This is a genomic window from Aeoliella fuhlenseeensis (genome assembly GCF_052161615.1).
GTDB lineage: Bacteria > Planctomycetota > Planctomycetia > Pirellulales > Lacipirellulaceae > Aeoliella.
In genome coordinates this window covers 2,967,548-2,980,814 of record NZ_CP197417.1, presented here as the reverse complement: position 1 = coordinate 2,980,814, position 13,267 = coordinate 2,967,548, and the positions used below count along the sequence as shown (strand labels likewise).

Here is a 13,267-nt window from a genome sequence, read left to right as displayed (position 1 = left end):
TGAAGACGAACTAAAATAAGAGCGCCTGTCGACCTACAAAGGTCGGTTCGCAACAGTCGTTGGTCAGCTCGTTCGAAAAGTTAAGAAGAATGGTTCCGCCTGGAACCTGTGGCCATCACGAGAAACAGCAAGGTAACAGTTCCCGGCTAGTATCTCCGGAAGCCACGGTCGTGTCAAGCATTTTTCTGCGGCAGTAGGCAATGATTAGGAAAATGTCCCAAATATTTGCAGCTGTAAGTCGAGATTCCCAGTATCAGTTGACCCAATTGGATTGCCAGCTATACTTTGAGAAACAGTTACTCGCAGAAGTTGGCGATTCCAATCGCATACCTCAAAACCAACTCCAGTTAATGGCTTCGATACGACAAGTTGCTAAGCGTGCGGGCGTCTCCATCGCCACCGTCTCTCGCGTCATGAACGGTGCCGAAACGGTTGCGCCCGATCTTCGCCGCAGCGTGCTTAATGCGGTAGAGTCCTGCGGCTACTCTCCTCCCGATACACGTAGGCAACTCAGTTCCATTGCCTTGATCTATACCGGGCCATTCACAATTGGGTCTCCTTACGACTCGGCTTGCGTAGAGGGCATGGTCTCGGCCATGCGAGATTCTACCTACGATCTCTCCGTAATCGATTTGCGACGCGACCGCGGCAAGAACGAATCGCTCCGACAGTTCTTTGGTCGCAAAGGAATCTGCGGGGCTGTTGTCCGGTGCACTATTGAGGAGCGACCGCTGGTTTGTGAGATGGCCGAAGAAGGATTGCCGCTTGTGGTGCTCGGCGATCATTTCGAACATCCAACGCTTACGTTTTCTTACACTGAGTCGGAACAGGCTAGCCGCGAGGCGATCGAGCACTTGGTTTCGCTTGGACATAAGCGCATCGCTTTTGTCGCCTGCCATCGCGAAGACGGTGATCACGCAGATCGGTTAAAGGCCTATCGGGATGTGCTGCAAGAATCGGAGTTGCTGGACGAAAGCCTAGTGTTTCGTGTGCCCGCATCACGGCGTGACGGGGGGCCGATTCTCCGAAAGCTGATTAGTCGCCCCGATCGTCCTACCGCGGCCTACGTTGCCGATCCTCTGATCGCGGCCGGCGTAATCAACGAAGCACTACACATGGGTGTAAGAGTGCCAGACGACCTGTCCATTGTCGGCTTCGATGATACGGACATACGAAATCTATTGTTTCCACGGATGTCGGCGGTTTGCCAAGATTCGGAGGCGCTGGGCCGCTCGGCTTTCAACCTCGTGAAATCCCTGATTGAAGGTGGCGAAGGTGCATCCACCAACTCCAGACGGCAAGCAGCCTGGCTTGAAGTGCATGGCAGCATCGCCCCGCCACCAATGGAAGTGCACCGCATACTACCGTCCGGCGGCAGAATCATGCCATAGCAGGGTCCAATAACTCGATGGTCACCATCTAAGACACCACTCCTACCTGGCTGCCTCCGGGCCGCGACTTCTGCGTCAGCCGGTGGCCTACTAAGAGCCTGTCCCAGAATTGAATCGTTTCCCGTGGATGTGCGTCTTGGACTGCGTTGCTTTTTACCTGCCAGCACGGATGTGTATGGGATGTCGAAGCAAGGAAAGCCGGTAAAATCGTGGCAGCGTCCGGAGAAGCTGTGACATCGTATCGAGCCGTTATTGCCGCGCTACAAATTGAGTCGGCAAGGGGGACGCCCCGGGCGGACCTACGGAAGGTGATGGGAGGGATTTACTACGTCCTTCGCACGGGCTGCCAGTGGAAGGCAGTGCCGCAGGAGTGTGGGTCTGGTAGGGCCCTGCATCGCTACTATCAGGAGTGGACCGCCAAAGGTGTGTTTCGCAAGCTGTGGAAAGCTTTGCTGCTCGAATACGACGAGCGAAAAGGGATTGGCTGGAACAGGCAGAGCATGGACGGAGCGATGGGCAAATCGCCTCTGGGCGGGGGAAAATACCGGCAAGAATCCGACCGATCGTGGTAAGCTCGGTACCAAACGTTCGATTCTCACCGACGGACGCGGCGTTCCTTTGGGCGTCACGGTAAGTGGCGCCAACACGCACGACGTTAAACTTCTTCAAGCGACATTCGATAGCATGCCTATCCAGCGTCCGCAGCACCGGACGCGGCATCCTCGGCACGTGTGACTAGATAAGGGGTACGACTCGAAAGAGGTTCGCCAGTCTCTCACCCGTAGCCACTACCGCCCGCATGTCAATTCGCGGGGCACAGAAGCCAAGCAGCGGAAGTCCAATCCGCGATTCAAAGCTCGGCGATGGGTCGTAGAACGCACGCATTCGTGGATCAATCGCTTCCGGCGACTCCTCGTTCGATGGGAGAAAAAGCCGGACAACTACCTCCCACTATTACAACTCGCTTTGGCCTACCACACGCTCAGGGCTATGAGATAGGCATTAAGTGTTTACGTCCGACGCAGGTTAAGGCTGTTGGCAACAGAAGTTGGTATCCGGCAAGCACCTCGGGGTGTCTAGTAGCAGAGGCCGTTCGCACCAACCTCAGTTCTGTAAGTCTGCGCGACATGGTAGTTGCTCCAACCGCTGCCCTCTCCAGCAAGTATGGACTTCGCAGCCATGAATGGCCTAGCTTCACGCTGCAGATCGACGACCGCGGAAGAAGTTGCATATGGTTAGAGTCCCACGAACCCAATATGCCAGCCGTTATCACTTCCAACGGTCGCCATAGCTTTGTCCGACCGAGCGGTGCGCTGCTCTTAAGTCGTCGCGCGCCTCTCCTTTTGTCAGCAACACTATCTTTAATCACCGTCTGTCGTGAAGCGCGCAAGTAGTATGAGACGGCTCCCATTGAGAGCAAGAAAAAGGCTTTCCACCTCTACGATAGCGTTTGGGCTTCTGCGAGATGCTGCAGGAAGGGGATCGAGATTAGGTACCGCAATATACGGTGGGTCACCTTGCGTTTTGCGGGCCGTTGGCGTTTATGCCCGAAGTAGATTACATCTGCTTATGCCCAGCCCTTCACTGAATCAGTATTGTTAACACTTTTAGAGCCTATCCCAGGACTGCCCACGTGCGGTACTTCTATGCACGAGAGTGCGTTGAGAACTTATCTGACAGTGCGGAGGTGTTATGAATGCATATGCAAGGGATGGAGGTAAAATCGGGACAGCTTTCAGGGGTCGAGAAGCTGTGGCAGCACATCAAGCCGTTGTTGACACGCTATAAGTGGTGCTGCCTAGGGCGATCGCGAGCGGCCCTGCAGAATGGAGTGGAAGGGATCTGTTACGTCCGTCCTCCCGGGTGCCTGCACAAGGCGATGCCGACGGAGTGTGATTATGGTAGCACCCTGCATCATGTCTTTTCAGCGTGGTGCGAGATAAGGGGTATCCTGCGAGCTCTGGTAGCCCTTATCGCTCGATTCTACTGAGCGACAAGTGATCTGCTCAAGCTGGCAACGCGTGGATGGCGCGATGCCCAAATCGCCTCCTGGGGGGGGAATACGGGCAGGGATTCGACCCATCGTGGTAAGATCGACACCATACTTGCAACGAAAATGACGCACTGATTAAGGGAGTGGTCTGGCAATTGGACAAGGACTAGAGACCGACGAAGCAAGCCTTGTTTGACCAATCGGTACAAGATACAAGCCTATTGCCCAGACTGTTTCTGCGCAGATGCATAGGGTCTCACACAGGTTCTTGGGCAAGGAAATTGCATCTCCCATTCATTAAGAACGTGAGAAGTCGCGGCCAAAAGTTGATGTCTTTCCGCCAAGCGTGACCCTGGTCTAAGCAAGCACTTCCACCGGCATGTGCAGATTCCCGGCGCAACGCACCTTGGTTATTATATAACGGCGCATTCATGAGTCGCCATAGGTGTTCGTTCCACTCTGATGCAGCAATTCGTCGAGCTCATTTTGATCGCATATCATGTCGGGAAAATCGTTTAGGCGTTCTGGTAAGCACTGCTCTTCTCTCGCCCGGGCGTCGACAAAGCTGCCGTGCTCGCTTTCGTTCGAGCAACTCGAGACTCGCTACATGCTCGCTGCAGATTTCGGCGATGCCCCGTCTCCATATCCTACACAGCTGGAGGAGAACGGTGCGCAGCATGGTGCGATCGGCCCCATTCTAGGCACCGCCCGAACCTCTGAGAGTGATGGGCAACCGTCGTCAGATGCTTTATCCGACGCGGCGGATGACGGCGTGACATGGGGAGCACTGCGTGTAGGTCAGCGCGATGGAAGTGTCATGGTGGAGGTTCAAGGCGCTGAGAGTGGCGCAATTCTCTACGCGTGGATCGACTTTAACAGAGATGGATCGTGGGGCGGGGCGGACGAGCAGGTGATTGCGGCGTGCCCGGTCACGAATGGAGCGAATCATTTCACGATCCAGATTCCGCATACGGCTGCCAGCGGAGAGACTTATGCTCGATTCCGTCTTACGACGCAAGCGACACTTGGGGTTGTCGGGCCTGCATCGGACGGTGAGGTGGAGGATTACGAAGTTGAATTGCTTCCAGCGAAGCAGAGCGGCGCAATGTTCAGTGCAAGGATTCCAATTGCCACGGTTCGCCAATCTGTTGTGGACGTCGCGGTAGCTGACTTTGACGGGGACGGTCGCGATGATATCGCCGCCATGCTCGATCCTCAGTATTACGATGACACGTTGTTGTACGCCAACAACGGCGATGGAAATTTCACTTCTCGCTATTTAGCACTTCGTGGTACTTATCTTCATGCAAGTGATCTAGATCAGGATGGCGATTTCGATCTCGTCGCAGGTACGCAATGGAGTCGAAACTCTGGCGCTAGCCTTGGTGCAGGGGTGGAATTGTTGGAGTTTCCTGTAGGCAACGCCAATCCCGCTGCCGACCTCGACTACGACGGCGATTTGGACGTGTTAAGTCATATACCGGGTCATGGCCAAGGTGCGACTTACTGGAACGAGAACACGGGTAATCTTCAGTTCGAGGCCCATCTTTTACCAGGCAAATCGCAACTAGAAAACCGTAAGGGCGGCAGCCTTGTGGCCATTGACCTGGACCGCGACGGTGACCTGGACATAGCGGGAAGCGGCTCCTCGGCTCTCGGGTACAGCGGTAATTTTGTCTGGTACGAGAACCTCGGGGGGCAAGAATACGTGGCGCACAGGTTGCCAGGCATGAACGAGAAAGTGCTGGTGGCGGACCTCGACGGCGATGGAGACATGGATCTCATACCGACTCGTTCGGCTGGTGCAGATACCGTAGTACTTCTCAATGATGGGCAAGCATCTTTCCACACCCATCCGATCTCTTCTATCGGTGAGCTTGCCGACATTGCGGTGCTCGATGTTGATGGGAATGGTCTACCTGACATCGTGGGCTTTGTACGTGTTAGCAACGAGATAGCGGTGCTGCTCAACCAGGGGAGTGGGGAATTTTCGACTACGAGATTTCCCGCCGAAGGTCTTGTAACCGCCTTGGACGTGGGAGATGTGGACGGAGATGGCGATCTCGATCTCGTCACCGTCTCGAGTCAATTGGGGACGACGTCACAAGATTGGTTTGTCAGTTGGTATGAGAACCGCGCTTCCGTTCAAGTTAGTACTTCCGGTGGTGCTCTACTGGAGGAATCGCCGGGGAAGGCCGAGATAGTGATTCAACGCAGAGGGGATCTCTATCGAGAACTTCAAGTCGAGTTCACATTGGGGGGGACGGCGACCTACGGGGTTGACTACCAGCTGGAAGGAGCCGACTCGGTGGCTGCAAGCAGGGGCGTGGTTACAATACCTGCCGGCGTGGAGCAGGTGTCACTTCGAGTTGTTCCGATTGATGACGACATGAGCGAGCTGGTCGAGATCATTTCGTTCTCTCTCGGCAACGGTGACCACTACGGAGTAGGAGACGCTTCTGATATCGAGATACAAATCACCGAAGCTCAAACGGTTGGTGACTATGGGGACGCCCCCGCTCCCTACCCGTCTTCGGCTTCACAGGCAGGTGCGTTTCATCCAGCGATAGGCCCGCGGCTTGGGAACTTGCGATTCAGCACACCGGACGCCGTAGTGTCGGATCTGGCTGATGCCGATTTCGGGGATGACGGTGTCGTTCTGGGTGACATGCATGTTGGCCAAGCCTTGATTGAGGTGACTGTAGACGTTCAAGATGCGCCCGAGGGAGCCTTCCTTGATGCTTGGATCGATTTCAATGGGGATGGTGATTGGTCGGACAGCGGCGAGCGAGTGTTCTTTGCCAAGCCTGTTGCCGACGGGCGCAATTCACTATTTGTAGCAGTGCCCGATGCAGCCATTGCCGGTGATACCTTTGCCCGGTTCCGCGTAAGTTCCACCGGTGGATTGCAGCGTTCGGGGCCTGCTCTTGATGGCGAAGTCGAAGATTACCGCGTCTCGATTCTACCTAGCTTGTTGAGTGGAGCGGAGCTAACGAGGACGCACAACATAGGGGAGGTATCCAACTATGGCCTGCAGCAACCGCTTGTTGTCGACATGGATCTAGATGGCGACATGGATATCGTAGGCCTTTCCTACACCTACTATCAAAACTCAACGGGGCGTATCCGTTTGTACGAGAATGAGGGCGACGGCAGCTTCGTAACCCATGAGATCGGGGATGGGACAAATTTGCTCGGTGCCATCGACATCGCCGATCTTAACGGAGACGGACTACCGGACATCATTGCAGGTGCGATTCTGCTGAACCAAGGCAATCTGCTGTTCGCCATCGGCCCAGTCAATGCCGGTATCGGTGGCCTTAACCAAGCTATTGATTTTGACAACGATGGTGACATCGACATACTTCACTCGAAAGTCCAGCTAGCGGTAAATCGAGGAGATGGTGTTTTCGATACGGTCAATCTTGTCTCCACGCCGGAGTTGAAGTTCTTACGCGGGGTGGACTTCGATGGTGACGGAGATACCGACATCGTGACAGGCATTCACAGGCAAGGTTACTCTTGGTACGAAAACAACGGAGCAAACAACTTCGTCCAGCGCACGATCGATGTTGACCAGGCCGAGCCCGGAGTCAATTTTGCTGTCGGGGCATCGATTCTTGTCGATCTTGACCAAGACGGCGACATCGACCTGCTGAATACCTATTCCGCCTTGCTGTTCTGGTACGAGAACACGGGTGAGTCGCAATTCATCACCCACAAGCTTCGTGACGATCTTGCCAGAGATGCTTCCGCCAACGGGACGCCTGGATCGATTTTGGTTGCCGATGCGGACGGCGACAGCGACCTGGACATCCTCGCCCTCCGGACTGCTACTTCGGCCACATCAAAGGAAGCAATGTGGCTGATAAACCATGGGAACAGCACCTTCACTGCGAGACCGGCCACTGGGTCGCTGGCTATCCCTCCTGCTTCGCTAGCGCTAGGAGATATCGATGGGGATGGGGACCCTGATGTCGTGGGAGCCTATCCGGCGAGTGCGACGCCCAGTACGTATGCTGTAGGGTGGTATGAAAATCGCCCACATATCGCAGTATCGCCTAGTCAACAGTGGCTCGCCGAAAACTCATCGTCAGTGTCGACAATAACTCTCGTTCGATCGGGGAACATCCAGGAGGAGCTAACCGTTCGACTTCAAATCTCTGGAACGGCGTCGCTCGGCGAAGACTATACCCTCACCGGACTGCAAGACGTGGTCGGCCAATCGGCAGTAGTGGTGTTTCCAGCTGGTGTTACGACAATCGATGTGAGGGTAGCGTCGGTCGATGACTCCCTCGACGAAGTGGCCGAAACTATCGTCCTGACAGTCCAAGATACAGACGAATACGCCGCGACAGGCGATCGCAGAGCGACACTCACGTTAGTTAGCGACGAAACTACTGGTGACTACGGTGATGCCCCCATGGCGGGCATGACGACACAGAGCGAAGGGGGGGCGTTTCATCTAGCTGTTGGTCCTCGTTTGGGCAACGATCGGTCTTCGGAAAGCGATGCAACAACTGCTAATAATGCGGATACGGATTCGGGTGATGATGGAGTGATCTTTGGCCAACTGCAAATAGGTCAGGGACGAGGGGATGTGACAATCGATGTTCAGAATGCTCCCGACGGGGCGCGTGTGGACGGGTGGATTGACTTCAACGGAGACGGCAGCTGGAGTGGACCTCACGAACACATATTCGCCAGCGTCGCGGTGACAGAAGGTTTGAATGTACTGTCGTTTGCCATGCCGCTAGGCGTCGTCGCTGACTCCGTGTACGCCCGCATTCGCTTGAGCAGCGGGGGGAATCTACCTCCCAACGGGTTCGCATCCGATGGCGAAGTGCAAGACTACTCCGTACCGCTTGAGGCACCAATTCGCTCCGGCGGAGTTTTCGAGGCGAACTCGCCAATCTCCGAAGATCAGGCCGCATTCAACGGTTTGGCTCCGGCGGACATCGACGGGGATGGGGATGTAGACCTGTTCGCCACCGCCAGTGCTGGCATTTCATGGTATGAGAATGATGGCGAAGGCAATTTCACGGCGCATCCGATCTACACACCAGTCAGCTTCAATCCTCGCCAGATACACGCCGCCGACCTGGACAATGATGGCGATGTCGACGCCGTGCTATATGTTAGCCAATCTCATACGTCTCCCGACAGCAAGGTGTTGTGGCTGGAGAATCGTGGCGAGGCTGGTTTTGAGGTGCATGAGTTGCTCGCAACCGACTATCATCAAGACGGACATCTCGTCAATGGAATTGACCTCGCCGACCTTGACTCGAATGGGTTCTTGGACATCATTGTGAGGTTTGGCGGAGTCACCCCATCAGGTTTTGGTAGTCTAGCAGGACTGTTCAATAAAGGTGGTCATCAGTTCCAATTGGCCGAGCTAATTCCGCTTGCCGCCATGCGAGACTTAGATCTTGTCGACTACGATCACGATGGTGATGTCGATATCGTCACCTTGGAAAACATCGGAGAAGCCCACTTCTCCGGGTTAGTCTTGCGTGAGAATGGAGGTAATCTCGAGTTCCAGGAACACTATCTAGCCACGACGGACGATGCCAGTGTCCTTGAAGTAGTCGATCTCGATCGCGACGGCGATTATGACTACCTGTTGGGTGGTGACGAGCTGAAGCTATACGAACGCAAGAACGCGGAACTGATACGGCACGTGCTTTGGGTCGATCCACGCCCGCAATCCCCAGGTAGATTAGGCATCTCTGAGCTAGCGGTACAAGACCTGAACGGCGACTCCCTTCTAGACATAGTGGTCGGAGGAAACGGAACGTTCTCATTATCCTTGGTAGATCAGGTTAGCAACCTCGACTTCACGCCTCGCACGTTATTATATGGTACCAGTGTGTACGGCAGAGCAGCGGTGGCCGATCTGGACGGAGATGGCGACCTTGACGCTGTGGCCAATCACTCTACTAACGGGGCACCTGTTTGGTTTAGGAATCAGGCCGCCGTGTCAGTTCATGCATCTGGTCCTACCGTCCCGATATCGGACGATCAGGGCCTAGTGCTCGAATTTCAACGGATTGGCGATCTCCAACAACCGCTCACGGTGTCGTTCCGCCTGGCGAGTGATGCGGTATTCGGCGTAGACTATACCCTGGATGGGGTAGAAGACTTTGACGGTACCACGGGTACCGTTTTTATGCCGGCCGGAGCGACCACGGCACAAGTACGCCTCTTACCGGTAGACGACGGCTCACTGAGAGCCGAGCAGACATTTATCGCAACTCTGTTGGATGGAGAATTGTATGGACTATCGAGGCATGCGGAGGTGCAGTTCTCGATCTTCAGCGGCGACTTCGGCGACGCACCAACTCCCTATCCAACCACCTACGATCAGGATGGCCCCCGCCACGTGGGGCGAGGTCCCTACCTAGGCCTTGCGAGGGGCAATGCCACAGACGGCATCCCAGGCGAACAAGCGATCTCCGACCAGGCGGACGATGGGGTTTCGTTTGGTGTGCTGAGAGTTGGCGACGTTAATGCCACTGTGGAATTACAGGTAACAAACGCGCCAGAGGGTGCCAGGGTCGACGCGTGGATCGACTTCAATCAGGACGGTGTGTGGGATAGCGCCTCCGAGCGGGTCCTTACCTCAGTGGAGGTGGTAGTAGGCCTTAACCGATTGTCGCTAGCCATTCCTCCCACTGCTCAGGGTGGCGACACCTTTGCTCGTTTTCGCATCACCTCAGAAGGTGGAGTAGGTGTGAAAGGTACTGCGCCGAATGGAGAGGTGGAAGACTATATTGTTACTCTGGCAGCTCCACGCAGTGAAGAATACTTCGTGTTTGGCGAGACTCAGGACCCAATCTTTCGCAGCCAAACTGTTGGAACCGTGGTGGGCACCGAGGTGTTGGACTTCGATGGCGATGGCGACAATGATGTCATCATCGCAGACTCCACAAGCAGGCAAGTGATCTGGTTTGAGCAGATAACCCCTGAGTATTTTGTACCTCACATCGTAGCTAGCGCTACTGGACGCCCCACCGCGATTGCCGTGGTCGATATGGACCTCGACGGCGACATGGACATAGTGACGTCTTGGGATGGGGTCGATGCTCGGGTGGTATGGTACGAACCGCTAGGAGAAAACTTCTTTCGCAGTCATCTAGTCGCCGAACTGGATGCTTCCGCTTCTACTTTAGCGGTGGGAGATGTTGACAGGGATGACGATATAGACATTGTCGTTGGCTTAGGAGCTCGTGGTACCGTCCAGTGGTTCCAAAACAATGGACAAGAGGAGTTTGAAGAACATACGGTCACCGCTGCTTACCCGGGAGTCAGCAAGGTGCGAACAAGTGATGTCGATCAGGATGGGCTCCTGGACGTGCTGGTGGCTGCCAGCGGTATCAGTACCATCGCCTGGTTTAAAGGCGTCGGATCGGGCAGCTTTGAGGAGCACGTTGTTTCGCGTGAGACCCAGAGCGCTAGTTCGGTCCGCGCAGTCGACCTGGACTCGGATGGCGATGTGGATCTGGTGGGAACTTCCCGGTCTGGCAGCAAAGTGGAATGGTTTGAGAACGACGGCACTCAGACCTTCGTTAGACACATCATTCCAGTGACGGTGTTTCAGCCGCATGATGCTACGGCCAAAGACTATGACGGCGATGGTGATGTCGACATACTGGTCGGCTCCACATCCGCTAGCCGGTTCCTCATCCTGGTAAATGACGGCATGCAAGGCTTCGCCGCCAAAGATGTGATAGCCGACACGGAATATTCAGATAGCTTCGCACTTGAGGATATCAATCAAGACGGCAAACTAGACATCATTGTAACGACCAACTGGCCGGGCTCAGAGAAGCGACTTTCTTGGTATGAGAATGGGGCATACTCGATGTTTCCTAGGCACAGCATTTCAGGGTCCAAGTACCCTTTGCTCTACCATCGAGCTTTGGACTTCGATCACGATGGGGACGTCGATGTGATTGCTGCCGACACCTCTACCGATGAGGTGTTCCTATTTGAGAATGACGCCGATCAGAACTTTCGACGTCGCCTACTAGCTCAACTCGGAGACGCCGCCGTTGAACCAGAAATTGTTGATGTCGATGGAGATGGCGACTACGATCTGATCGCTATTGGCACGTTCAAACGTCTGGTGTGGCTAGAGAACGACGGAGACGGTTCGTCGGTCGAGCACACGATCACAACTTTTTCCAGCCAGTTCAACTCATCATACGGCGTGAGTATAACGGCAGGCCATCTCGACGCGGATGGAAACACGGATATTGCCGTGGCGGTAAACGTACTGGACGCTGTGTATATCTACACGAATAACGGAACGGAGCAGTTTACACAGAGCACCGCACTCAACGTTCGCCGTCCCCATGGTCTTTACATAGTCGATCTGGATCGCGATGGCGATTTGGACCTCTCCACCGCGTCGCAATACGACCGGGAATTGCTAGTCTTTGAAAACCTGGGCACGGGCGACTACGCCCGTCGTAGAATTGCCGTGGCGACTTCAACTCCCTTGCTCGAGGCGGTTACGGACGTTGATCAGGATGGCGATCTAGACCTTGTCGCAAGTGTAGGAAAAAACCTTGCATGGTACTCCCAAGCGTCACCCTGGGAGTTTGTGAATCATTCTCTGGAACTGCCTCAGTTCATCGATGGTATTGCGATGGCTGACCTAGATGGAGACGGAGACAGCGATTTTCTGCCTGCCTGGAACGATGCTAGTCCCGCGGCCATGTGGGTGGAAAACCGAGGGGGAGGTGTCCTAGCTCAACGGCAATTGGGTGTGAGTCTAACTCAACTAGCTGAATGGGACATTGTCGACGTGAATCAAGATGGAGTCCTCGATGTGCTTTATGTTTCCTCTTCTGAACTTACCATAGGCTGGCTTACCCAAACGCACCTGGCGGGGGATTTCGACGCTAACGGTATTGTGAATGAACAAGACTACGCGAGGTGGAAGCAAGATTTTGGTCAAAGTGGTGGTTCCCTTGCCGCAGATGGTAACCGCAACGGCCTAGTCGATATGGCCGACTACTCAGTTTGGCGAGACAACCTTGGTGCTGCAGTAGGCAGCCCCAGGCTTCCCGGAGACTTTAATCGGGACGGTACTGTGAACGAAGGCGACTACCACGTCTGGAGGCAGCAGTTCGGAAGAAAAGGTATCGAAGGGGCGAGCGATGGGAATCGTGATGGCGTCGTGAACCTAGCAGATTACACCATTTGGAGGGACAATCTGCGAATCACAAATAATAACGCTACCGAGGGTGAGTCGCTTGGGAGCATCGAGAGTACTGCGGGGCCAGCCGAAGATGGGGTATTAATACTAGCGAACAGACTTGACCCTCCTGCGGCGTTGAGCAGTGACGAGATGACTCCGCTCCCTTCCCGCAATACTCAAGATTCCTCACCGCAACAGTCCCAGCAAGCACATCGATCGGAATCTGTGGCAGGTCGCACCGCTAGGAATCTTGCATATGCAAAATATGAACCGGCTCCGTCGTACCGTTCTGGTTACTCCGGACAAAACGTTGGCAAACCTGCGTCAGCGCCGGCAGTCGATGCGGCAATCCTTCTATTGGTAAATACCAGCGCCGTTCCTGGTCCATACTTGCGGCATCAATCTTTCGGGCCCTCACTATTTGCGGAACGGAATCAAGAAATCGAGAGAGTGGAGAGCGGGAAGCAGATCATCCCTGCTCAAATCCATCCAGTGAGCGACTTCATTACGTTTGGCGAGGACGAGTTCCCGTGAAATCAAGACTGCTCGTCTCAGTTGTTGAAATGGCAATTCACGACGTCGACCATGCAGCTTCTGGCTCTGCAGTTGAGATTAAGACGTTAGAAGCCAGCAGGCGATACGTATCGCGGCTATTGCATCGACCTACACTTCAGC

At 54.8% G+C, this 13,267-nt stretch carries 2 protein-coding genes and 1 pseudogene; all 3 read left to right on the top strand.

Annotated elements, in window-relative coordinates; genetic code table 11:
• Nucleotides 1-200: 200 nt before the first annotated feature.
• The 3 genes and pseudogenes from SH292x_RS11700 (at nucleotide 201) to SH292x_RS11690 (ending at nucleotide 13,126) form a co-directional block, all read left to right on the top strand.
• Nucleotides 201-1,391 (top strand): LacI family DNA-binding transcriptional regulator, encoded by a 1,191-nt coding sequence (locus tag SH292x_RS11700; RefSeq protein WP_442485797.1) that lies wholly within the window; start codon nucleotides 201-203, stop codon nucleotides 1,389-1,391.
• Nucleotides 1,392-1,631: 240 nt separating this feature from the next.
• A pseudogene (locus SH292x_RS11695) lies at nucleotides 1,632-2,390 on the top strand (IS5 family transposase); the annotation flags it as partial.
• Between the two features lie 1,601 nt (nucleotides 2,391-3,991).
• The gene (locus SH292x_RS11690; protein WP_442485796.1) at nucleotides 3,992-13,126 is read left to right on the top strand and encodes an FG-GAP-like repeat-containing protein; all 9,135 of its coding nucleotides are present in this window, start codon (nucleotides 3,992-3,994) and stop codon (nucleotides 13,124-13,126) included.
• Nucleotides 13,127-13,267 lie beyond the last annotated feature (141 nt).

Bases quoted from the DNA above. Each gene is read 5' to 3' on its own strand.
- SH292x_RS11700 (WP_442485797.1), top strand. From the start codon at position 201: ATGATTAGGAAAATGTCCCAAATATTTGCAGCTGTAAGTCGAGATTCC.
- SH292x_RS11690 (WP_442485796.1), top strand. From the start codon at position 3,992: ATGCTCGCTGCAGATTTCGGCGATGCCCCGTCTCCATATCCTACACAG.